Raw genomic sequence first — 23118 nt, 5'->3', positions numbered from 1 at the left:
AATTGTTATAAATCATTTAATAGCAGGTATGAAAAAAGTTTTGCTTGTATTGGTAAGTGTTTTTTTATGGTCTTGCCATCCATCAGGTCCTAAGTCGTTAAAATTAAATACAGACAGCTGTGATTTTTGTAAAATGAGCATTTCCAGCGGAAAACACGGAGCTGAGGTTGTAACCCAAAAAGGAAGAGTTTACAAATTTGATGATATAGGTTGTATGATGCAGTATGTAAAAGAAAATAATGAAACCGAATTTAAAGAGTTCTACGTAGGTGATTTTTCAAAAACAAACGAGCTCATCCGGGCAGAGCAGTCTGTTTTCCTGCAGGGAGGCACTATTCAGAGTCCAATGAACAGTAAAATTATTGCTTTTTCAACCATGGAAGAAGCAAAAAAGCACAATAATTCTCTAAAAGCCAGAGTCGTTTCCTGGAATGATATAAAAAACTCTTATTAATGCGCCTGTTTTTAATACTATTTTTTTCTTTTTGTTTTCAAACTGTTTTTTGCAGGATAATCCATGTTGGAAAAAAGTATGAAGTAAAGTCTGTAAAAAAAGCGATTGCCCTTGCAAAAACAAATGATACGGTTTATGTACATCAGGGAATCTATAAAGAAGGAAATATCACAATTGATAAACCAATAGTTTTTTTAGGAATCGGTTATCCTGTTTTAGACGGACAAAAAAAATTTGAAGTTCTTTCTGTCAAAGCCGGCAATGTAATTGTTAAGGGATTTAAACTTATCAATTCGGGACATGCCGCACTTGAGGATCCTTGTGCCGTAAAAGTTTATAATCAGTCAAATGTGCAGATTATAAATAATAAAGTACTGGATAATTTTTTCGGAATTTATATTCAAAACGGAAATGACTGTATTGTGAAAGGAAATCTTATTGTTTCAAACGGAAAAGAGGAACAGCTCATAGGAAACGGAATTCACTGCTGGAAAAGTACGAACCTGAAAATTATAGGGAACAGGATTAAAGGTCATCGGGATGGAATTTATTTTGAGTTCGTGACCAATTCAGTTATCTGGAGAAATAGTTCCACATTTAATGTTCGTTATGGTTTGCATTTTATGTTTTCCAATGACGACTCCTATATCACTAATATTTTTGCCCACAACGGAGCGGGAGTAGCGGTTATGTTTACAAAAAATGTAAAAATGTTCAATAATTACTTTCAGGAAAATTGGGGCGATTCTGCTTACGGATTGCTGTTAAAAGAAATTTCAGACAGTTACATTTTTAATAATAAATTTTCAAAGAATACTTCTGGAATTTATATGGAAGGAACCACTAGGGTAAAGGTTGAAAAAAATGTTTTTGAAGCTAATGGCTGGGGAATGAAAATTCAGGCAAGCTGTATGGATAATGAAGTGACGGCCAATAATTTTGTCAAAAACACATTCGATATCAGTACCAACGGAAGCTTGGTTTTAAATACTTTTAATTCAAATTACTGGGATAAATACGAAGGTTATGACTTGAATAAAGACGGAATAGGTGATGTGCCGTACCATCCGTTGAGTCTTTTTGCGGTTTTAACCGAAAATACTCCATCAGCCATGCTTTTGTACCGAAGTTTTATGATAACACTTTTGGATAAATCAGAAAAAGTACTGCCTAGTATCACTCCTGATAATTTTGAAGACAAAACGCCCCGGATGAAGATAATGCCATTATGATAGAAATTAAACAGTTAAATAAAAAATTTGGAAAACAAGAGGTCTTAAAAGAAATCAACCTATCCTGTGATAAAGGCGAATGTATCGCATTAATTGGTCCAAACGGATGCGGTAAGACCACTTTGATAAAATCGGTTTTAGGAATGGTTATACCTGATAAAGGGGAGATTTTATTTGACGGTCAATCGGTTTCCGGGCAGTTTTTATATCGGGATAAAATTGGCTATATGCCTCAAATAGGTCGATATCCTGATTATATGACCATTGGACAGATCATCGAAATGATTAAAAAAGTAAGAAACCACAACGCTTCTCTGGATACCGATTTGATTGAACAATTTGGATTGGAGAAAATGTTTGACAAGCCTATGCGGACTTTGTCAGGAGGGACTACTCAAAAAGTAAGCGCGGTTTTGGCCTTCCTGTTCAATCCGGATGTGTTGATTTTGGATGAACCGACTGCAGGACTTGATCCTCTCGCATCGGAAATTTTAAAGCAAAAAATTATAAGAGAAAAACAAAAAGGCAAACTGATTTTAATTACCTCGCACTTATTAAGTGAATTGGATGATTTAATCACTGAAATAATTTTTATGCAGGAAGGAGAACTCATTTTTCATAAAAAAATTGAAGAGTTGAAACAGGAAACTAAGGAACATAAAATCTCTAAGGCAATAGCTAAAATTTTAAAAGCAAACAGTAATGAACAAACTAATTAAAATCATACTTTTTGATATTTTGAAGAATAAAATTGTAGTCAGCTACACTTTGATTTTAGCAGTTTTGTCGTGGAGTTCTTTTTTATTGGAGGACAACACCTCAAAAGGAATGTTAACGATACTGAATGTGATTTTATTCACTATTCCATTGGTAGCGGTTCTTTTTTCTACGATTTACATTTACAATAGTTTTGAGTTTATTGAACTCATGCTGAGTCAGCCCATTCAGCGGAAAAAAATATGGCAGAGTTTGTTTGCGGCCTTATCCATTTCGCTTGTGGTTGCATTTCTTATAGGAGCCGGTATTCCGTTGTTTGTCTATTCGTTTGACATGCTGGGACTCATGATGCTTGTGGTAGGATGTTTAGTGACGATTGTTTTTGTCGCTTTAGCCTTTCTGGCGTCTATTATGACCCGGGATAAGGCAAAAGGTATTGGAATTGCAATTATGATATGGCTGTATTTTGCACTGCTTTTTGATGGAATTGTACTCTTTTTATTATTCCAGTTGTCAGAATATCCTATTGAAAACATGATGGTTGGACTTTCTGCATTGAGTCCCATTGATTTGGCACGGATTCAAATTCTTCTGCACATGGATGCTTCGGCTATGATGGGGTATACAGGAGCTATTTTTAAGGATTTTTTCGGTACGACGGTAGGTTTGTGTGTTTCCTTTGCACTTTTGGCTTTATGGGGCATTTTGCCTTTTTTGATTTCTTTAAGAAAATTTAAAACAAAAGACTTGTGATGAAACGAAATACAGGTGTCCATTCTGTAAACAGAAAAGAAAAAAATAATTTGTGTTTGCTTTTTTAATTTAAAAATGAAAAACATGAAAACAGATATTAAAAACCGTAATGATATAATCAAACTGGTGGATGCTTTTTATAAAAAAGTAAAAACGGATGCGGTTATTGGATATTTTTTTACTGATGTAGCCCGTGTAAACTGGGAGGTTCATCTTGCCAAGATGTATGATTTCTGGGAAAATATAATGTTTTACAGTGGTGATTATAACGGAAATCCTATGGTGGCTCACAAAGAGCTTCATAAAAAAAGCCCTATGAATACCAAACATTTTCAACACTGGAACAAGCTTTTTACGGATACCGTTGATGAGTTGTTTGCCGGAGAAAAAGCTGATTTAATAAAAGAAAGGGCTTTCAATATCTCAGTTGCAATGATGCACAAATCATTAGAAGCATAAAAAAGCGTGATTAAAAAAAATAATCACGCTTTTTCCCTTTTATAGAAAAATGAAATTAACAACTATTATTTTGGTAATAAAACATCGTTTATAACATGTATTATACCGTTTGAAGTTTCTATCGATCCGTTTATTTCTGAGCCATTTACAAAAGTTTTATCCCCTTTTTTAGTAATTTTTACTTTACCGCCAAAAACCATGTCAAACTCTTGTCCGTCTTGCATGTATTCTGTTTTCAGCGAACCTACATAGGTGTGATAACCTAAAATGTTTTTTAGATCCTCTTTTTTATCGGGTTTCAGCAGACCTTCAACGGTACCGGCAGGTAATTTATCAAAGCCTGCGTTTGTTGGTGCAAAAACTGTAAATGGTCCCGCGTTGCTGAGGGCGTCAACTAAATCAGCTGCTTTTATAGCAGTTACCAACGTTGAATGGTCTTTGCTTCCAATCGCAGTCTGCACTATATTTGGAGATGAGGTTTCATCAATAACTCCAGACTGACCGGTAGATTCTGTAACCTTGTTTGAAGAGGAGTCGTTGGAAACATCTTCACTTTTTTTGCAGCTGGTTACTAATAGTAATCCAGATAATAAAGCAATAGGAAAAAATCGTTTCATAATAAACATTTTTAAAATATGATACTAATTTATTGCTTTGTAAATCAAAATTTTATGACTTAAATCACAAAAAAAAATTATTCTTCTTTGAATGAAAAAAAAGCGGTTATTCCTATTCCTGTTATCAGAATAATGGCCGCTCCAAAAAGCATTTTGTCAACATACGGAATTAATGTGTAGCTAAATGAAGCTATGCCCTGCACAGCAAGAATTAATTCGTTGACGATTACACCAACAGTAAAAAAAAGAATACCAAATTTAATCACTTTACTATTTCGGATTAATTGTGTAGAATAACCGTAGAACAAAATAGACAAACTAATTATTGCTAATAAAACCAAATGCAGATAAGCTATTACGATAGGTCTGAAACCAAAAGCAAGTTTACTGACAGTAGGGATAGTGGAACCTAACTGCAAAAGTAATTTTACGCTCATGGCGAAGCCTATAAAGAGTAAAATATATTTTAAGAAAAAAGGTATTTGAAGCAAATCGTTTCTTTTTTCCTGGGTGAAAAGAAAAACAAATTTAAACCAGGCATATGTTTGAATAACAGCCCCTGCAATAGTCAAACAATAGAGCCAGACAGGAAGTTCAAGCCACAAGGTTGATAAAAAATAGGTTGGAATACAGGCGAGGAAAAACATCTGGAATATTTTCATGTACTTCTGCTGATTTAACTTGAAATAATCATGAAAAAGACCTAGAATAATAAACGAAAACCAACCATTGTATTGAAAATGAAGGTAAAAATAGATAGAGGCCAGATATTCTTTTTCGTGTATGTTCTTTGAAGCCATCATATAGGCCAGATAAAAAGTTCCTAATGATGATAAAACATTAAAGACTAAACCTGCTTTAAACCAATTCTTGACTACGGTATTGAATTCTGAGATTTTCAGATTTTTCCAAAAAACATAGGCAAAAACATAAGCGATGAATATGGATAAAGTTGAAAGTAGTATTGAGATTGTGGAATATCCCTGTAAAGTAAAAAAAATCAACATGCCATAGGAACACAACAAATTTGAAATGATGATTCGCCGGTATGTTTTCTGGTACTTCAGTATATTGTTTTTATCTAAAAAATATAACATGAAACACATTAACGAGTGACTGATCCATCCGGCAAAAGCAAAATGTGAATGTGCGTGCTGCAGATTTTTTTGATTTAGATAAGGAAATTCAAATCCTATTTTATAGCGCATCAATAATCCAATTAATGCTACTATAAATAAATTTAAGAGTGAAAATTTAATCCAAAACTGTATAGATTTAGTCATCAATAATAAATTTTATGATCAATAATATCAATTATTTTTTCTTCCTTTAATTTGGTACAGGACCTGATAACCGTTTCTACCCGTAAACCTGTGAAATTGGCAATTTCCTGTCTGGTAAAAGGAATGATTAATTTTTCTCCGCATTTTTTTTTAGACTTTACAGAGTTTAAAAAAGACACAATACGATGTTCTGGTTTTTGATTGACAATGTCTTTTGTGGTATTCGATTTTGCTAAAATCCTCAGGCACATAAGTTTTAAAAACTCCTTTTGCAGATTAGGATATGCGTCAAGGATTTTTAAAAATTTATCTTTTGAAAGCTTAAGGATTGTACAATCCTGAATGCAGGATGCTGTTGAAGGATATTTACAGTCGGTAAATAACGGTGGTTCCCCAAAACTTTGTCCGGATGAAAAGTAACCTTGTGTGAATTCTTTGCCGTCCTCGTTGGCATTATACATCCTTACAGTGCCTTCGATTACCTGATGGTAAAAAAATGCACTTTCATTTTCAAAAAAAATCACTTCATTTTTTTTGTATTTCCTGGCCACAGCACCCCAAGTAAATAGTATGTCAATGTCTATCTGCATTTTTTAATTTTAGTTCTGTTAGTTTGTAGAACCTAATTTAATTAAAAAACAAATGTAGTTGAAGTGAAAAAATGCAGGTATGACTAAAATCATATTTTTTTGATATGAATAAGATATCTTTGTAATGTGAAAAAGATACTATTCATAATAGCATTACTGTTTTTTTTAAAACCACTGTTTCCTGTCTTGGAATATGCTTTGAATTATGAGTATATCACTAAAGTACTTTGTGAGAATAAGGATAAACCCCAAATGAAATGTAACGGTAAATGTCATTTGATGAAGGAAATGGCGAAAGCCTCTGAAAATGAAAAACCGTTGTCTCAGGAAAAAAAAAACAATGCATCAGGAGACAGAAATTCTGTTTATACAGCAATTGTCTTCTTTTGAAATAAAATTTCAGGAAGTATTTTTATTGAAAGATATTAATCTGAAATATTCAAATTTATATTACTACAACCAGATTGGTTCTGTCTTTCATCCTCCAACAGTTTAATTTTTGCTTCGACTTTTTTGATTCTGGTGCTGCCATCAGAAAAAATATCTTGTTGACATGAGTCAATAGGGTGGATGTACAATATTTAAACTTTATCGATGAAAAGAATATTCCTTGTCTTATTGACATTAGGACAAATGTCGTATGGACAAAATTCAATAAAAAGTGATTCACTGCCTGCCAGACATATAGAAGAAATAGTTGTGACCGCCAGTAGGATGGCTTCTTCAAAACACGAAGTTCCTGTAGCTGTTTCAAAACTTTCTCAAAAAACTATAGCAGAAACAAAAGCTGTTGCAGTATACGAAATAATTAATAAAGTACCGGGGGTGTTAATGGTAAACCTTGGTAACGAACAGCATTCAATGGCAATCCGTCAGCCTATGACAACAAATGCATATTACTTGTTTTTGGAAGATGGTCTGCCTATACGTCCAATGGGGGTTTTTAATCACAATGCGCTGCTGGAGATAAACCAGTTCAATTTACAGTCAATAGAAGTGGTAAAAGGTCCCGTTTCCTCTCTCTATGGTCCGGAAGCTGTGGGTGGAGCAGTGAACCTGCTTTCGTTAAAACCCAGTGCTGTTCCTCAGTTAAAATTGGGGACACAATTTGACCAGTTTGGTTATAGAAGATTTCAGACGGCCGGCAGTGCGGCAATAGGAAAGTTAGGTTTTCATGTTGCCGGGCTCTCAAGTCTGCAGAAGAATTCGTGGATGAATTTTTCTGATTATTCAAAAGACAACATCAATGGGCGGCTGGATTATGCGATTACTGCCAAAACCAGATTAATTGGAACTGTTTTTTACGGAAAATATTATTCTGATATGACCGGAACAGTAAATGAAAAGGATTTTTATGACAGGGCTTATAAAAGCAGTACCGATTTTACCTATAGAAAATCCGATGCTTTACGTGCTAAAATTACATTGGAAAAGGATTGGGGAGAAAAAAAGCAATCTTTCTTTACACTATTTACACGTGATAATAAATTGGGACAAAATCCATCCTATGCAATCAAGTGGGTTCAAGGTCAAACAACTGCAAAAGGAGAAATCAATTCAAATAATTTCAAAAGTTATGGTGCTTTACTGCAGCACAATCAATCCATATCTTTTTTGAATTCTTCTTTTGTAATAGGAAGTCTTTTGGATTATTCGCCGGTTGACTACAATGCTTATCAAATTGATTTGAAAGCAAATTTGAATCCTGACGGGCAAACAGTCAGCAGTTATGAAATTATCGCTGAAAGGCCGGATATAAAGCTTTCTGATTATGAGGCTGAAATTTTTAATAAAGCCGGTTTCTTTCAGCTGACGGTGAAACCAACAGAAAAAGTGGTGATAACCGCTGGAGGGCGTTATGATGCCATGAGTTTTGATTATGAGAATCATATTGACGGCGCCAGCGGAACTAAAAGGTTTGATCAGTTTACATTCAAATCAGGAATAAATTATAATTTTTTGTCGTGGGCAGGATATTATGGAAATTATTCCCAGGGATTTTCACCTCCCGGATTAACATCTGTTTTTAGGGCAAAATCTGGTACGGGAGGCACTACTGGTGTGCCTGCTGAATTTTATTATAATTTAAAAGCTGCCGAGTTCAACAATTATGAGATTGGTGGATGGTTTAGATTTTTTCAGAAGAAATTAAATATAGAATACTCTTTATACTATTTAGAAGGGAAAAACGAACTGTTAAGCATAAAACAACCTGACAATTCAACCGATTATCAATCGGCGGGAAAAACACGTCATAAAGGAGTTGAATTTGCCTTGTATTATTGTCCAAACGATCAATTGAGAATCAGAGTGGGAGGTACAACGGCGCAGCATACTTTTATTGATTTTAAAGTCTCTGACAAGCCTGCTGATCCTGTAAAAAATCTTAACGGATTTGAAATGCCGTCTGCTCCTAAATGGACAGCCAATTCCGAAATAAATTACTATCCTGTTTGGCTGTCTGATTTCAGGGCTTCTGTTGAATGGCAAATGGTTTCGAGCTGGTTTCAAAATCAGGTTAATACTGTGAAGTATAATGGATATAATGTATTTAATGCCCGTTTAGGTTACAAATGGAAAGATTTTGAATGGTTTGTAAACGCAATCAATTTGACAAATAAATTGTATGCGTATAATGTGACCAGAGGCAACGCAGCTAATGCGGTGCCAAGTTACACCGCGGCCGCTCCAAGAACTTTTGTATTTGGGATGCAGTATAATTTATCACTCAAATAATTTAGACTACTTAGTATGCAGAACAATAATAAAAAGAAAAATTTTCAGGGAAAACTAAAGAGAAAGCTAAAGCAGAAAGTATATAAATGGCATAAAATCTTCGCCATAATCATTGTAATTCCATTGCTGTTATGGTGCTTGTCCGGGATAATGCATCCGTTGATGGCGCATTTTTTTAAACCGAAAATTGCTAATGAAATTTTAACCCGGCAGCCTTTTGATTCCGGAAAAATAAAGATAGGAATTAAAGAAGCGTTACTGAAAAACAATATTGCTGAGATAAAGAATTTTAGGTTGGTTGCTTTTAACGGGAATCAGTTTTATCAAATTAAAACTTTAAACGACAGCATAATCTATCTGGATACCCGAAATGCAGACTTTTTGTCTAATGGTGATAAATTGTATGGGGAATGGCTGGCCAGATATTTTCTGGATGATAAGAAGAGTGCGGTTAAAAAGCAGGAATTAATTACCCGGTTTGATTCTCAGTATAAATATGTAAACAGGTATATCCCGGTGCATAAAGTAAGTTTTGAAAGAGAGGATGAGATACAGGTTTATGTGGAAACAACAACAGATAAACTGGCAACTTTTAATCCTAAATCAAGGCAATTGTATATTTGGTTTTTTAACACATTTCATAACTGGTCTTTTCTGGATGTAATAGCTAATGAAGGGATAAAGATTTATGTAATGCTGCTTTTGCTTTCTGTTATTGTATTTTCTGCTGTTTCGGGATTAATTATTTATGGCTTCTTTTGGAAACAGTTTAAAAAAGTTAAAACAGACGATTCACATTCAAAATGGAGAAAATACCATCGTCAGACAGGATTGGCGTTAGCTTTTTTTACGGTTATGTTTGCTTTCAGCGGTGCGTTCCATGCTTTTCAAAAGCTTGATAAAATTGCTTTTGAAAAAATGGTTTATGAGCCAAAATACACTTCTAAAAGTATAGGTTCAGAAAAAGTCGAACAATTAATTAAAAAAGATAGTTTTAAAAATGTAAGTCTGATAAAATATAGAGATACGGCTTTTTACCGGGTTCAATTGCTGAATGGTAAAAATGATTCCATTGTTTATATTAATGCTGTTTCTTCAAAACTGAATAATTCTCTTGATAATGAATACGCTAAATTTTTAGCGCAATATTTCAATGGTAAGATGCAAGAGGAAAAAAATTCATGCTGTGAAATGGAAGGTGCTTCTGAAGAATCAGTAGATGAAACAATAAAAGAAACTGCAATCATTACTGATTTTAAAAATCGGGAGTATGGTTTTGTAAATAAAAGATTGCCAGTTGTAAAAGTAGCTTTTGAATCAGATCAGAATAAAACACTTTTTATTGAAACTGCTACTTCACGACTTGCTGCTTTTGTAACAGACAGCCATAGGGTAGAAGGATATTCGTTTTCCGTTTTTCATAAATTTTTGTTTATGGAATGGGCTGGAAAAGATATCAGGGATTTAACTATGGTAATAGCAGCTCTTGGGGTTGTGTTGGTTGGAATATTAGGATTGGCATTGCTTTTTAAAAAGAAATAAGCCGACTCTGTTAAAATAAAAAAGGAACTCAATTGCGTTCCTTTTTTATTCTATTTTGTCTCGCTCGCTGAGCCTGTTCGCGTTCGCTGAACCTCTCGAAGCTTTAACTTAAAACAACTGTTTTATTATCTCCATCAACAACAACTTTAGTTAAGCCATGTTTAGATAAGCCTTTCATAGCAGCATCCCATTTCTTTCCACTTAAAGCAGATTTTTCTTTAAGTTGTGCCAAAGGTTGGTTGTCTTCTGCTTTTAACAATTCAATGATCAGTTTTTCTTCTTCAGTTAATTCAGGCCCTTTTTTCTCCGGACGCATTTGAGGGAAGAATAATACTTCTTGAATTGAAGGGTTGTTGGTTAAGAACATAATTAATCTGTCCATACCAATTCCCAAACCTGATGTAGGAGGCATTCCGTATTCTAAAGCACGTAAGAAATCTTCATCAATAATTCCATTTGCTTCGTCATCACCTTTAGCAGCTAATGCCATTTGTGCTTCAAAACGCTCTCTTTGGTCAATAGGGTCGTTTAATTCAGAATATGCATTGGCAATTTCTTTACCGCAGACCATTAATTCAAAACGTTCAGTTAAATCTGGATTGTCACGGTGTGATTTACATAACGGAGACATTTCTTTAGGATAATCAGTGATGAAAGTTGGCTGAATGAAGTTTCCTTCACATTTTTCTCCAAAAATTTCATCAATCAATTTCCCTTTACCCATGGTTTCGTTTACATCGATACCCATTCCTTTGGCTGCTTCGAACAATTCAGCTTCAGTTTTTCCAGTAATGTCAAAACCTGTAAATTGTTTGATAGCGTCAGTCATTGTAACACGAGCATACGGCGCTTTAAAGTTTACTTTGTGTTCTCCAAAAGTAGCTTCGGTAGTACCGTTTACTTGTGTAGCACAGTATTCTAATAAATTCTCTGTAAACTCCATCATCCAGTTGTAGTCTTTGTATGCTACATAAATTTCCATTGCGGTAAATTCAGGGTTGTGAGTTCTATCCATTCCTTCGTTACGGAAGTTTTTAGAAAATTCGTAAACTCCGTCAAAACCACCTACGATTAATCTTTTCAGATATAATTCGTTAGCAATTCTCATATATAAAGGAATGTCTAAACTGTTGTGGTGTGTGATGAACGGACGGGCTGCAGCTCCACCAGGAATTGATTGTAAAACCGGAGTTTCCACTTCCATGTAACCTGCTTCGTTAAAAAAAGTACGCATGGCAGTGAACAACTTTGTTCTTTTCATGAAAACGTCTTTAACCTGAGGATTAACCACTAAGTCTACGTAACGCATACGGTAACGTAACTCTGGATCCACAAAAGCATCAAATACTTTTCCTTCTTCATCGGTTTTTGGTAATGGTAACGGACGTAATGTTTTACTTAAAAAAGTAAAGTTTGATACACGCACACATTGTGCTCCTACCTTTGTGGTAAATAATTCGCCTTCAACACCAATAAAGTCTCCAAGGTCAGTTAGTTTTTTGAAAACTCTGTTGTATAAAGTTTTGTCCTCATCAGGGCAAATTACATCTCTGTTTAAATACAGCTGAATTCTTCCTTCACTATCCTGCAATTCGGCAAAACAAGCAGATCCTTGGTCTCTGTTACTCATTAAACGACCGGCTACAACCACCTTCTTACCTTCTTCAAAGTTCTCCTTCACCTGTTTCGATGTATGGTCAACAGGATATAAGTTGGCAGGATAAGGGTTGATCCCCAATTCACGTAGAGCATTCAGTTTGTCTCTTCTAATGATTTCTTGTTCCGAAAGTTGCATAGCAATTATTTTTTAAGCGTGCAAAGATAAGTATAAGTTGCAAAGTTTCAAAGCAGTGGGGTTTCAAAGTAAAATTCTTTGTTTAAAGCGAGTCGTTTAAGTATTTCTGTAAACCATTTTCCTGCCATTCACTGTATCTTTTTTTTCAAAAAAGGATGCCGTTTCTGTCAGGGCTAGTTAGTAAACTATTTGTATCTTTGGCAAAACTAAAAACATAATGAAAAAACTATTATCATTATTCGCTTTATTGACTGTTTTAACCAGTTGTACTTTTACTGAAGAGATAACAATTAATCCTGATGGAACCGGAAAATATAATCTGGACATGGATGGTTCAAGTATTATGGCTATGATGCCAAAGGATTCTTTGAAGAAAGAAAAGAATATTGATTCGGTTTTTTCGTTCAAGGGAATGTTTGATGCAAAAAAAGACAGTATTGCTAAATTGTCCAAAGAAGAGCAAGCCAAAATAAAGAATCTGGAAAAATTCAAGATGCGGATGAAGATGAATTTTGATACAAAAGAGTTTTTGTTTGCTATGAATACCGATTTCAAATCGGTTGCCGAGTTGCAGGAAGTTATGGCAAGTATGTCGGAATTTCAAAAAATGAATAAAGGACAGGTACAAAATAATCCTATGGGAGACATGGGAGGATTTGGTTCAAACACGGCTAAAATATATTATTCGTATGATGGGAAAAAGTTTGCCCGCAAGGCAATTGTTGATAAAGAAGCTTTGAAAAAATTGGAGAATGATTCAGCTGCGGCTTCTTATAAAATGATCTATGAATCGTCTAAATACATAATAAAGTATCATTTCCCTAAACCAGTTAAAAAAGTGTCAAATGCTTCGGCTATGTTTTCGGAAGATAGAAAGACGGTTACTATCGAATATCCTTTCAATGAATATATGAAAGAACCTGAAAAGTTGAATTTTGATGTTGTTTTTCAATAATAATTAAAAACCCGCAACCCGAATTGTCTCATTCGTTGTTATTTTTTAGTTGGTATTCGACTAATCTCATTCTTCGATTCGAGTGGAGCTCTTTTAAACTAGTGACTTCGAGAGCCTCAGTCAACTAATTTAAAAAGCGGGAACGGAAGGCGGAAAAGTTGCCCAAAATAAAATGAATAAAAAAGTTATACTTCAGGACTTAGGTCAAAAAGATTATAAAGAAACTTGGGATTATCAGGAAGAACTTTTTGCGGAAATAGTCTCTCAAAAAGTGCAGAAAAGAGAAAATCCTACTATCGAGACAGATAATTATTTTTTATTTGTTGAACATCCGCATGTTTACACTCTTGGAAAAAGTGGTGATATGTCTAATTTGCTTTTATCTGAAAAACAGTTGGAAGCAAAAGGAGCAACTTTCTATAAAATTAATAGAGGGGGAGATATTACGTATCACGGACCAGGTCAGATTGTTGGGTATCCAATTTTGGATTTGGAAAATTTCTTTACGGATATACATAAGTATCTGCGCTTGCTGGAAGAGGCTATTATTCTGACTTTGGCTGAATACGGAATCGAATCGGAAAGAAGTGAAGGTGAAACCGGTGTTTGGCTGGGAGTAGGTACGCCATTTGCCCGAAAGATATGTGCTATGGGAGTCCGCGCCTCACGCTGGGTAACCATGCATGGATTTGCCTTAAATGTAAATGCTGATTTGGGGTATTTTGATAATATTATTCCGTGTGGTATAAAAGGCAAAGCAGTAACATCACTTCATGTTGAACTTGGAAGATCTGTAGATGAAGCTGAGGTTAAATCGAAAATTTTGAAACACTTTGAAACGCTTTTTGAAGCGGAAATGAATTAGAATTCAAAATCAAGTTCTAATTGTTCCGGTAATAAACGGAAAGATTTTCTGTGGTATTTAGTAATGCCATATTTGGCAATTGCTTCGCGGTGTTCTTTAGTAGGGTATCCTTTATTTTTCTTCCAATTGTACATGGGGAATTCTTCGTGAATTTTGTCCATATATTCGTCACGGTATGTTTTTGCTAAAACGGAGGCTGCTGCTATACTGAGATATTTTCCGTCACCTTTAATGATACTTTGGTTGGGAATAGATTTTAGATGAATAATTTCTTCTTCTGAAAAATTGTAGCCAGATACAGTTTTTATGCCAAGTTTGCTGAATATTGGCCGGTTGCCATCAACAATAATGAATTCGGGTTTAGTGCTTAATTTAAGAATACTTTCCTGCATGGCTTTCATAGATGCATTGAGAATGTTGATTTCGTCAATTTCCTCATTAAATATATGAGTAAAGGCAAATGTTAATGCTTTTTCTTCAATAAGTGGTTTTAATTTTACTCTTGTTTTTTCGCTAAGTTGTTTAGAGTCATTCAAAGATTCTAGAATAAGGTCTTTCGGAAGGATTATTGCAGCGGCAGTAACGGGACCTGCAAGACACCCGCGACCGGCTTCGTCAGTGCCGCATTCTATTTTAAAACCGGAAAAATTTTCGTGTAGCATCCTGCAAATATAAATAATGATTTTATGAATTATAAAATTGATTTTAAGTTAGATCTTAAGTCTTTAACAATTAATACGTTTGCTTTTCTATGTTAATATTTGGTTAATTAATAAATAATTAAGAAGTTTGCGTTTAACTAACTCAAATAAGATTAAAATGAGATCAAAGTTCAAATGGATTTTTACGCTTTTACTGGCGTTAACAGTACAGTTTTCTTTTGCTCAGGAGAAAACTATTACTGGTGTGGTTTCGGATGCTAACGGTCCGTTGCCGGGTGTGAATGTTGTGGTGAAAGGTTCACAGCGTGGTGTTTCAACAGGATTTGACGGTTCTTACTCGATTAAAGCTAAAGAAGGAGAGACTTTAGTTTATTCATTTATGGGTATGAGAGATGTGTTGAAAGTTGTTGGAGCATCCAATGTAATTAATACGATTTTACAGGATGATGCAAAGCAAATCGGTGAAGTTGTAATTGTAGGTTATAGTGCAACAAAAAAGAAAGATTTTGTTGGATCTATTAAGGAAGTTAAGTCAGAACAACTTGCTAAAAAGAATGTTTCAAGCGTTACCCAGGCTTTAGCCGGTGAGGTTGCAGGTGTTAGAATTATAAATACTTCTGGACAACCAGGTACAGTAGGAACGGTTCGTATTAGAGGTTTTGGTTCTGTTAATGGTAATAGAGACCCTTTGTATGTTGTTGATGGTGTTCCATACAATGGTAGAATAGAATCTATCAACCCAAGTGATATAGCAACTACCTCAGTTTTAAAAGATGCTACAGCTACTGCTATTTATGGTGCTAGAGGTGCGAATGGTGTAATTTTGATTACTACTAAGAATGCTAAAAAAGGAGATTCTTTTATTGAAGTGGAATCAAGAACAGGGGTTAACTTTAGTTTGTTACCAAGATATGAGACTATCAAATCACCTGAAGAGTATATTGCTCTAGGTTGGGAAGGATTGTATAACCAAGGTGTTATTACAGGAAATGCTAATCCAACTAATTACGCTAATACAAATCTTTTTTCAGGTTCGGGAGTTTCTCCATCATATAATATGTGGAATGTTGCTTCAGGGGCTGATTTAATTGATCCTGTTACTCGTCAAGTTAGAGCAGGAGTAACTAGACGATATAATCCTGAAAATTGGGAAGATTATGCTTTCCAAAATTCAATAAGAACTGAGGCGAATGTTAGTTTAGGTGGAGCTTCAGAAAAAGCAAGATATTTTTCATCATTTGGATATTTGAATGATAAAGGATACTCTATTAATTCAGATTTTGAAAGAATTACAGGACGTTTAAGTTTATCACAAGATGTTAAAGAATGGTTGAGAGCTTCGACAAATATTGGTTATACAATGTCAACAACGAATCAAGGTGGACAATCAGCAGACTCAGGAAGTGTATTCTGGTTTGTGGATAATATACCTTCTATCTATCCTTTGTTTGAGAGAGATGCTAACGGTAATATTATCAACAATATTTATGGTAAACCAGCTTATGATTATGGTGAGACTGGTGGTAGAGGATTTGGAGCGTTAACAAATGCAATTGCTGATGCACATTATACATTAGAAAGAGCAAAACGTCAAGAAATTTCAACAAATTCTGCTTTTGATATAAAATTTTCAAATGATTTGACTTTTGAAGCTAAAATAGGTACGCAATATTACGAACGTAAGTTTGATAATTTACAAAACAAGTATTATGGACCAAGTGCGGGGACAAACGGGTCATTATACAAAACTGATATTCAAATGTTCTCTTATAATTTCTTGAAATTGTTGAGATACAAAAAGACTTTTGGAGTTAACGAATTGGAAGTTTTAGCAGCTCACGAAAATAACTCATGGGAGTATAAATATTTGGATGCTAGTAAAAATCAAATAGCATTGCCAATTCCAGAATTTGAACAGGCAGCTGTAAATATTGGAGCAAATTCTTATACAGATAATGTAAAATTGGAAAGTTTTTTCTCACAGGTAAATTATAACTTTGACAAGAGGTATTATTTAACTGGAACAATAAGAAGAGATGGATCTTCGAGATTTGTTAAAGATAAATGGGGTAATTTCTGGGCTTTAGGTGCTGCATGGAATGTTACCAATGAGGCTTTTATGAAGGATCAAAAGTTATTTGATAATTTAAAATTTAAAGTGAGTTACGGTCTTACTGGTGAGCAAGATGGTGTAGGGTTATACCCAGGTTATACAAGATTTAATACTGAAACTAGTGCTTTTGATACTCCAGCTTTCTTGTTTTCAACATTAGGTAATCCTAATTTAACGTGGGAAACATCAAAAATGTTGCAATCAGGTTTAGAGTTTGGAATTAAAAATAGAATTGAAGGTAGTATTGATGTGTATCGTAAATTAACTGATGATTTGTTATTCGAGAGAAGAACTCCAATTTCTGAAGGATATGCAACAGTTACTGTAAATGATGGTCAATTAGAAAACAAAGGTATAGAGTTTGATGTAACAGGTCATATTTTTAAAGGTAAAGATGGTTATTTGGATTTATCTATAAATGGTGAGATTTTTGATAATAAATTATTGAGAATGCCTATTGATCCTGCAACTGGTGAACAAAAAACTATTGATGTTCAAGGGAATTTTGGTAGAGCAGTAGGACACTCTATTTATGATTTTTATTTAAGAGAATGGGCTGGTGTAGATGCCGCTACTGGTAATCCTATGTGGGTACAACATTATGATGATTTAAATGATAATGGTGTTGTGGATGCTGGTGAGAACATTCTTTCATTGACAGATTATTTAGTTACTAATCCTGGTCGTAAAGGATTTATACAAGAAAGAAATGTTACAAGTTATGCTTTAGCAACCCAAAAATTTAATGGGAAATCGGCTATTCCAGACGTAAGAGGTGCGGTTAATTTATCAGGAGGATACAAAGGATTTGATTTAAGTATTCAATTATTGTATAGTTTTGGTGGTTATTCTTATGATGGTGCTTATGCAAACTTAATGAATAATGGGCAAGTTGGAGATAACAACTGGCATGTTGACATGAGAGACAGATGGCAGCAAGCTGGGGATGTTACTAACGTTCCTGCATTATCAAACAACCAAGTGGCAAATGTAGCTTCTGCTTCAACGAGATTCTTGACAAAATCAGATTATATTAATTTAAATAATGCTAGATTAGGATATACTGTTCCTAAAAAGATTACTGAACAATTAAAATTGGCTTCATTGAGTATTTTTATTTCTGGAGATAATTTATATCTGTCAACGAAAAGAAAAGGATTTAATCCAACTGTTTCTGAAACAGGAGCATCAAGTCAGTATACTTATTCTCCTTTGTCAACAATTTCAGGTGGTGTTAGATTGAAATTTTAAATTTTAAAATATTATGAAAAAGAAAATATTAATAGGTTTCCTTTCTAGTTTGGCTTTAGTAAGTTGTACTGAGGATTATTTAGATGTAAAGCCTACAGCTTTTGTAACTCCAGAGCAAGTAGATCAGGTTGCAGAATATGATCCTACTATACTTAATGGTTATATTAATGGTGTTTATTCAACAATGTACACCGATGGGATGGGAGGTACTACAGGACATGACGATTTTGGTCAAAAAGGTATAGATATTTATACAGATATGTTGTGTGGTGATATGGCTTTGTCAAGATCTGGTTACGGCTGGTATAGAAATTTAACTAGATTGACTGCTACGGTAGATTTTACGCGTAATGAAAATTATGTTCCATATCGTTTTTATTATAAAGTTATATACGGAGCTAATAATGTAATTAAATCTCAAGGAGGTAATGATGCTGTGCCTACTGAAGATGAAGCTAGATTTGTTTTAGGACAGGCTAAGGCGTTGAGAGCCTATGCTCATTTTTATTTACAGCAATTATATGCAACTGAATACATTGCGTCTGAAAAATCAGTTCCTATTAAAATAGATTTAACAAATTTTGCAACACCTAGGAGTACTTCGCAAGAGGTTATGAATCAGGTGGTTAAAGATTTAGAAGAAGCTATAGTATTGTTAGATGGTTATGTTAGACCTCAAGGAGATAAAACATCTGTGAATCAAAACGTTGCAAAAGTTCTAGCTGCTTACGCTTATGCTTATATAGGTGATGCTACAAGTTTAGCTAAGGCAAGGGATTATGCTAAAGATGTTGCGGATAATTCAGGAGCTTCATTGATGTCTTCAGGCGAAGTAGTTGGAGGTTTTAATTCAGTTACTTCTAATAGTTGGTTATGGGGAGTTGATATTAAAAAGGATATGGGCTTTGATTTGATCTCTTGGTGGGGTCAAATGGATTATTATACTTATAGTTACCAATGGGCTGGTGATCGTAAAGCTATGGACAGTGGATTGTTTGCTAAGATTTTGCCTAATGATATCAGGAGAACTCAATTTAGATCAAACGTAGCATCTACTGCTTCAACATATTTAATTCCATGGAATAAATTTTACCATCCTGCAAAAGAAATTGGTGGGCAAAGAAATATTGAAACGGATGTCGTATTGTCGAGAGTAGAAGAAATGTATTTGTTATATGCAGAATGTGCTGCTAAAACAGGTCAAGAAGCTAATGCTATTGCTTATTTGAAAACATTGTTAAGCAATAGATTTGTTAATGCTGCTGATTATGCTTATGTAGATGCGTTGACAGGTCAAGCATTGTTAAATGAGATTTACCTACAAACTAGAATTGAATTATGGGGTGAAGGAAAATCGTATTTAGCTATGAAACGTAACAAGGCTACTACAAAAAGAGGTACAAATCACTTATCTTTCCAAGGAGTAGATATTCCTTACAACGATGGAAGATTAACATTTGATATTCCTCAAGCTGAAGTTTTAAATAATCCAAATTTATAATTTCTCTAAACCCCGCTTTTAAGCGGGGTTTTTTATTTCTAATCCTTTTCTCTATTTTTGTACTTCATATATTAAACATGAAGTATTTTTTTTACTGCTTACTAATTCTTAGTTTTTCAGCTTTCGGTCAAAATGATTTGAAAGGTGAGTCAAATGATACCATACGTAAATCACTGCGCGAAGCACCCAAAGAAAACCCCAAGGCACCTCATAATTGGTATAAGATTTACGGTTTGAAAAAAGATACCGTTTATGTAGACACTTCACTGACTATAAAAAGTGATTATAAATTCAATTATCTGCGTAAGGATAATTTTGGATTATTGCCTTTTGCTAATGACGGACATACCTATAATACACTTGATTATGGATTGGTGAACAAAAGTGCTCTTCCTGGTTTTGGATTCAAAGCAAAAAACTTTAATTATCTTGAAGCAAATGATATTATGTATTATTCGGTGCCAACTCCCTTGACCGAATTATATTTTAAAACCGTTTTGGAACAAGGACAAAGTGTTGACGCTTTTGTAACTCTTAATACGTCTAAAAATCTTAACTTTTCAATTGCTTACAAAGGATTGCGTTCTTTGGGTAAATACCAAAATTCATTAGCAAGTAATGGTAATTTCAGATTTACATCAAGTTATCATACAACAAGTAAGCGATACGGATTAAATGCACATTTTACAGGTCAGGATTTCAGCAATCAGGAAAATGGAGGGCTCTTAAATAAGGAAGATTTTGAATCTGAGGATTCTCAATTTAACGACCGGTCACGCTTGGAAGTAATTCTGAAAGACGCCAAAAATAAATTAGTCGGGAAGCGGTACTTTATAAATCATTATTTTCGTCTGAATAAAAATGATGTCTCAAATAATGTTTATTTGGAACACCAAATGAATTATGAAACCAAAAAGTATTCTTTTGAAAAGACTACAGGTTTTGATGAAGATACTGAAGTGAAATATTTTGGTGATGCTTTTGTGTCTGAAAAATATTCCGATTTAACTAAATCAAACTCTTTCTATAATAAGATTAGTGCTGCTTTTTCAAATTCTACCATAGGGAAATTTAATATTTTTGCCGAAGACGTCCGTTATAATTATTTTTATAACCGTATCGTAATTAATAATAATCAAGTAGCAATACCAAGTTCTAATAATTTTTCAGTGCAGGCACTTGGAGGAACTTATTTTTATTTGAAAAACAAAATACGAGGGGAAGCAACATTTGCAAAGGGATTGTCTAAAAATGAATTTTCTACATTAGATATTTTTGCTGAATATAGTCTAAATGAGAAAAATAAATTTTCTGCACAGTATAGTAACATCAATAAGTTGCCCGATTTGAATTATACTTTATATCAGAGTGATTTTGTTTTCTACAATTGGTATAATAATTTTAAAAATGAAAAAATAAACAGTTTAAAGTTTAAACTGCAATCACAATGGGGAAGTGCTGAAGCGCAATTTTCTGTATACAATGACTATTTGTATTTCAGTAATGATGATGCTACTAATGCAACTTTAATTACGACACCTAAGCAATATTCCGGTACGATCAATTATATGTCGGTTAAAGCCGAAAAAGAATTCAAATTCAGAAAATGGTCTTTGGATAATACTGTTTTATTTCAACAGGTAACTCAAGATGAAGCTATTTTGAATATGCCAAAATTGATAACTCGTAATACATTATGTTTTTCAGATCATCTTTTTAAAAAAGCGTTGTTTTTGCAAACAGGTATTACTTTTCAATATTTTACAGAGTACAATGCTAATGGGTACAATCCTTTGATTTCCGAATTTTATTCGCAAAATTCAGAAAAAATTGGAGGCTTCCCTATGTTTGATTTCTTTGTAAACGGACGTGTGCGTCAAACCCGAATCTTCCTTAAAGCAGAGCATTTCAATTCAAGCTTTACCGGGAATAAATTTTATTCGGCGCCTAATCATCCGTACAAGGATTTTGTGATTCGTTTTGGTTTGGTTTGGAATTTCTTCCAGTAACTATTTGCCGATTTGTCATGTGTTTTAGGTAATTTCTTGAAGACTCAGGCTCTCGGAGTCTCTCTAAAAGAGAACTGTTTTTATCCTTAAAGCAAAAACCTACCTGTATAATAATAATCCATTCTAAATTTTTAACTTTGCATAGTTTTTTAAACTATAATTCTTAACCTTAAAAGAATAAATAAAATGCAATACGCAAAAAATATATTAGAAACCATAGGGAATACACCTTTGGTTAAACTAAATAAAGTAACCGCTGAAATTGATGCTTTGGTTTTGGCAAAAGTGGAAACTTTCAATCCAGGGAATTCTGTGAAAGACCGTATGGCGGTAAAAATGATTGAAGATGCAGAAAAAGACGGCCGTTTAAAACCAGGAGGAACAATTATCGAAGGAACATCGGGGAATACAGGTATGGGATTGGCGTTAGGTGCCATTGTTAAAGGTTATAAACTTATCTGTGTAATCTCTGATAAGCAATCAAAAGAAAAATGCGACATATTACGTGCTGTAGGTGCAAAAGTTGTGGTTTGCCCAACCGATGTTGAGCCAAGTGATCCACGCTCATATTATTCTGTATCTAAACGCTTAGCCGAAGAAACACCTAATGCCTGGTATGTTAATCAGTATGATAATCCAAGTAACGCTATTGCACATTATGAGCAAACGGGTCCTGAAATTTGGGAACAAACAGAAGGTAAGATTACGCATTTTGTGGTAGGAGTTGGTACTGGAGGTACAATTTCAGGTGTGGCAAAATATTTAAAAGAGAAAAATCCAAACATCAAAATTTGGGGTATCGATACGTATGGTTCGGTTTTCAAAAAATACCACGAAACAGGTATTTTTGACGAAAACGAAATCTATACTTATATCACAGAAGGTATTGGAGAAGATATTTTACCTAAAAACGTTGATTTCTCTTTAATTGATGGTTTTACAAAAGTAACCGATAAAGATGCCGCTGTTTATACACGTAAAATTGCATTGGAAGAAGGTATTTTTGTTGGTAATTCTGCTGGAGCTGCTGTTAAGGGATTATTACAATTAAAAGAGCATTTCAAACCGGAAGATGTAGTAGTGGTTTTATTTCACGATTCAGGAAGCCGTTATGTAGGTAAGATGTTTAATGATGATTGGATGCGTGAACGTGGCTTTTTAGAAGATGATATCACTAAAGCTGAAGATTTAATTAAAGAACACATCGATAAGCCTTTAATCACAGTTCGTACTGAAGAATTGGTGTCTCACGCTATTGAACGTATGCGTAAGTATAAAATTTCTCAAATACCAGTAGTAGATGTGAATGGTTTTGTGGGTTCTGTTGATGAAACCGATTTATTCCAGAGTTATATTTCTGATAAGAATACTGCAGATAAACCTATTCGAGAAGTAATGGGTAATCCTTTTCCAGTGGTTCAAAAAGGAACTTCTGTTGAAGAAGTTTCTAAGTTGATTACTAAAGACAATCAAGCAGTTTTAGTTGATCTTGAAAATGGTAAATATCATATTATAACTAAACACGATATTATCAATTCAATAAAATAATAATTCAAAAAAGAAGAGCTGTTAAAAACAGCTCTT

General features: G+C 34.1%; 19 protein-coding genes. 14 read left to right on the top strand and 5 right to left on the bottom strand.

Translation table 11 applies throughout. The features are described from left to right. The first annotated feature begins 28 nt into the window (after positions 1 to 28). The 5 genes from EZM65_RS12075 (at position 29) to EZM65_RS12055 (ending at position 3615) form a co-directional block, all read left to right on the top strand. Positions 29 to 454 (top strand): nitrous oxide reductase accessory protein NosL, encoded by a 426-nt coding sequence (locus EZM65_RS12075; protein ID WP_136668815.1) that lies wholly within the window; start codon positions 29 to 31, stop codon positions 452 to 454. After that, complete coding sequence (locus EZM65_RS12070) at positions 454 to 1686, top strand: nitrous oxide reductase family maturation protein NosD (protein ID WP_136668814.1); 1233 nt, start codon at positions 454 to 456, stop codon at positions 1684 to 1686. The genes EZM65_RS12075 and EZM65_RS12070 overlap by 1 nt, the downstream gene beginning before the upstream one ends. Beyond that, positions 1683 to 2405 carry an ABC transporter ATP-binding protein gene (locus EZM65_RS12065; RefSeq protein WP_136668813.1) on the top strand — a complete coding sequence of 241 codons (723 nt, stop codon included), beginning with the start codon at positions 1683 to 1685 and terminating at the stop codon, positions 2403 to 2405. The genes EZM65_RS12070 and EZM65_RS12065 overlap by 4 nt, the downstream gene beginning before the upstream one ends. Then, entirely contained in the window at positions 2389 to 3156 is a 768-nt protein-coding gene (locus tag EZM65_RS12060) for an ABC transporter permease subunit (RefSeq protein WP_136668812.1), read from the top strand. Before EZM65_RS12065 ends, EZM65_RS12060 begins: the two co-directional genes overlap by 17 nt. Positions 3157 to 3240: 84 nt before the next feature. Next, on the top strand, positions 3241 to 3615 hold the full coding sequence (locus EZM65_RS12055) for a group III truncated hemoglobin (protein WP_136668811.1): 375 nt from the start codon (positions 3241 to 3243) through the stop codon (positions 3613 to 3615). A 65-nt stretch (positions 3616 to 3680) separates the two neighbouring features. Here the strand turns inward: EZM65_RS12055 and EZM65_RS12050 are convergent, their stop codons facing one another. The 3 genes from EZM65_RS12050 to EZM65_RS12040 form a co-directional block, all read right to left on the bottom strand. After that, positions 3681 to 4232, bottom strand: coding sequence for a fasciclin domain-containing protein (locus EZM65_RS12050; RefSeq protein WP_136668810.1), 552 nt, complete (start codon positions 4230 to 4232; stop codon positions 3681 to 3683). Between the two features lie 77 nt (positions 4233 to 4309). Next, positions 4310 to 5515, bottom strand: coding sequence for a hypothetical protein (locus EZM65_RS12045; protein WP_136668809.1), 1206 nt, complete (start codon positions 5513 to 5515; stop codon positions 4310 to 4312). Next, on the bottom strand, positions 5515 to 6105 hold the full coding sequence (locus EZM65_RS12040) for a Crp/Fnr family transcriptional regulator (RefSeq protein WP_136668808.1): 591 nt from the start codon (positions 6103 to 6105) through the stop codon (positions 5515 to 5517). The genes EZM65_RS12045 and EZM65_RS12040 overlap by 1 nt, the downstream gene beginning before the upstream one ends. A 126-nt stretch (positions 6106 to 6231) precedes the next feature. Between EZM65_RS12040 and EZM65_RS12035 the strand changes: the two genes are divergently transcribed. The 3 genes from EZM65_RS12035 (at position 6232) to EZM65_RS12025 (ending at position 10383) form a co-directional block, all read left to right on the top strand. Further along, positions 6232 to 6495, top strand: a complete 264-nt coding sequence (locus EZM65_RS12035) for a hypothetical protein (protein WP_136668807.1) — start codon at positions 6232 to 6234, stop codon at positions 6493 to 6495. Between the two features lie 204 nt (positions 6496 to 6699). Beyond that, positions 6700 to 8841, top strand: coding sequence for a TonB-dependent receptor (locus EZM65_RS12030; RefSeq protein ID WP_136668806.1), 2142 nt, complete (start codon positions 6700 to 6702; stop codon positions 8839 to 8841). Between the two features lie 15 nt (positions 8842 to 8856). Then, positions 8857 to 10383, top strand: coding sequence for a PepSY domain-containing protein (locus EZM65_RS12025; protein ID WP_136668805.1), 1527 nt, complete (start codon positions 8857 to 8859; stop codon positions 10381 to 10383). 103 nt (positions 10384 to 10486) lie between these two features. On the opposite strand, the gene lysS is transcribed toward EZM65_RS12025, so the two are convergent. Further along, positions 10487 to 12178: a lysine--tRNA ligase gene (lysS, locus tag EZM65_RS12020; protein ID WP_136668804.1), complete on the bottom strand. Its 1692-nt coding sequence runs from the start codon at positions 12176 to 12178 to the stop codon at positions 10487 to 10489. A 217-nt stretch (positions 12179 to 12395) separates the two neighbouring features. On the opposite strand from lysS, the gene EZM65_RS12015 reads away from it, so the two are divergent. Both EZM65_RS12015 and lipB read left to right on the top strand, forming a co-directional pair. Continuing rightward, on the top strand, positions 12396 to 13133 hold the full coding sequence (locus EZM65_RS12015; RefSeq protein ID WP_136668803.1) for a hypothetical protein: 738 nt from the start codon (positions 12396 to 12398) through the stop codon (positions 13131 to 13133). Positions 13134 to 13305: 172 nt separating this feature from the next. Continuing rightward, a complete protein-coding gene (lipB, locus tag EZM65_RS12010; protein WP_136668802.1) occupies positions 13306 to 13998 on the top strand; it encodes a lipoyl(octanoyl) transferase LipB in 693 nt (230 codons plus the stop codon). Here the strand turns inward: lipB and EZM65_RS12005 are convergent. After that, positions 13995 to 14660, bottom strand: coding sequence for a ribonuclease HII (locus tag EZM65_RS12005; RefSeq protein ID WP_136668801.1), 666 nt, complete (start codon positions 14658 to 14660; stop codon positions 13995 to 13997). The genes lipB and EZM65_RS12005 overlap by 4 nt on opposite strands. A gap of 157 nt (positions 14661 to 14817) precedes the next feature. On the opposite strand from EZM65_RS12005, the gene EZM65_RS12000 reads away from it, so the two are divergent. From EZM65_RS12000 to EZM65_RS11985, 4 genes are all read left to right on the top strand, one after another. Beyond that, a complete protein-coding gene (locus tag EZM65_RS12000; RefSeq protein WP_136668800.1) occupies positions 14818 to 18024 on the top strand; it encodes a SusC/RagA family TonB-linked outer membrane protein in 3207 nt (1068 codons plus the stop codon). Positions 18025 to 18073: 49 nt separating this feature from the next. Then, positions 18074 to 19525, top strand: coding sequence for a RagB/SusD family nutrient uptake outer membrane protein (locus tag EZM65_RS11995; RefSeq protein ID WP_248574858.1), 1452 nt, complete (start codon positions 18074 to 18076; stop codon positions 19523 to 19525). 77 nt (positions 19526 to 19602) lie between these two features. Beyond that, complete coding sequence (locus EZM65_RS11990) at positions 19603 to 21534, top strand: putative porin (protein ID WP_136668798.1); 1932 nt, start codon at positions 19603 to 19605, stop codon at positions 21532 to 21534. A 186-nt stretch (positions 21535 to 21720) separates the two neighbouring features. After that, positions 21721 to 23082 (top strand): pyridoxal-phosphate dependent enzyme, encoded by a 1362-nt coding sequence (locus EZM65_RS11985; RefSeq protein WP_136668797.1) that lies wholly within the window; start codon positions 21721 to 21723, stop codon positions 23080 to 23082. The last annotated feature ends 36 nt before the right edge of the window (positions 23083 to 23118 follow it).

Origin of the sequence: Flavobacterium sp. H122 (assembly GCF_004959765.1) — a bacterium.
Lineage (GTDB): Bacteria > Bacteroidota > Bacteroidia > Flavobacteriales > Flavobacteriaceae > Flavobacterium.
The sequence above is the reverse complement of the archived record's forward strand: the minus strand, read 5'-3'. Positions and strand labels throughout refer to the sequence as shown.

What these genes read in the sequence shown, in the direction of transcription:
- EZM65_RS11985 (WP_136668797.1), top strand. Translation starts at nt 21,721, where the DNA reads ATGCAATACGCAAAAAATATATTAGAAACCATAGGGAATACACCTTTG.
- EZM65_RS12070 (WP_136668814.1), top strand. Translation starts at nt 454, where the DNA reads ATGCGCCTGTTTTTAATACTATTTTTTTCTTTTTGTTTTCAAACTGTT.
- EZM65_RS12060 (WP_136668812.1), top strand. Translation starts at nt 2,389, where the DNA reads ATGAACAAACTAATTAAAATCATACTTTTTGATATTTTGAAGAATAAA.
- EZM65_RS12000 (WP_136668800.1), top strand. Translation starts at nt 14,818, where the DNA reads ATGAGATCAAAGTTCAAATGGATTTTTACGCTTTTACTGGCGTTAACA.
- EZM65_RS12065 (WP_136668813.1), top strand. Translation starts at nt 1,683, where the DNA reads ATGATAGAAATTAAACAGTTAAATAAAAAATTTGGAAAACAAGAGGTC.
- EZM65_RS12050 (WP_136668810.1), bottom strand. Translation starts at nt 4,232, where the DNA reads ATGAAACGATTTTTTCCTATTGCTTTATTATCTGGATTACTATTAGTA.
- EZM65_RS12005 (WP_136668801.1), bottom strand. Translation starts at nt 14,660, where the DNA reads ATGCTACACGAAAATTTTTCCGGTTTTAAAATAGAATGCGGCACTGAC.
- lipB (WP_136668802.1), top strand. Translation starts at nt 13,306, where the DNA reads ATGAATAAAAAAGTTATACTTCAGGACTTAGGTCAAAAAGATTATAAA.
- lysS (WP_136668804.1), bottom strand. Translation starts at nt 12,178, where the DNA reads ATGCAACTTTCGGAACAAGAAATCATTAGAAGAGACAAACTGAATGCT.
- EZM65_RS12015 (WP_136668803.1), top strand. Translation starts at nt 12,396, where the DNA reads ATGAAAAAACTATTATCATTATTCGCTTTATTGACTGTTTTAACCAGT.
- EZM65_RS11990 (WP_136668798.1), top strand. Translation starts at nt 19,603, where the DNA reads ATGAAGTATTTTTTTTACTGCTTACTAATTCTTAGTTTTTCAGCTTTC.
- EZM65_RS12045 (WP_136668809.1), bottom strand. Translation starts at nt 5,515, where the DNA reads ATGACTAAATCTATACAGTTTTGGATTAAATTTTCACTCTTAAATTTA.
- EZM65_RS12040 (WP_136668808.1), bottom strand. Translation starts at nt 6,105, where the DNA reads ATGCAGATAGACATTGACATACTATTTACTTGGGGTGCTGTGGCCAGG.
- EZM65_RS12025 (WP_136668805.1), top strand. Translation starts at nt 8,857, where the DNA reads ATGCAGAACAATAATAAAAAGAAAAATTTTCAGGGAAAACTAAAGAGA.
- EZM65_RS12055 (WP_136668811.1), top strand. Translation starts at nt 3,241, where the DNA reads ATGAAAACAGATATTAAAAACCGTAATGATATAATCAAACTGGTGGAT.
- EZM65_RS12075 (WP_136668815.1), top strand. Translation starts at nt 29, where the DNA reads ATGAAAAAAGTTTTGCTTGTATTGGTAAGTGTTTTTTTATGGTCTTGC.
- EZM65_RS12030 (WP_136668806.1), top strand. Translation starts at nt 6,700, where the DNA reads ATGAAAAGAATATTCCTTGTCTTATTGACATTAGGACAAATGTCGTAT.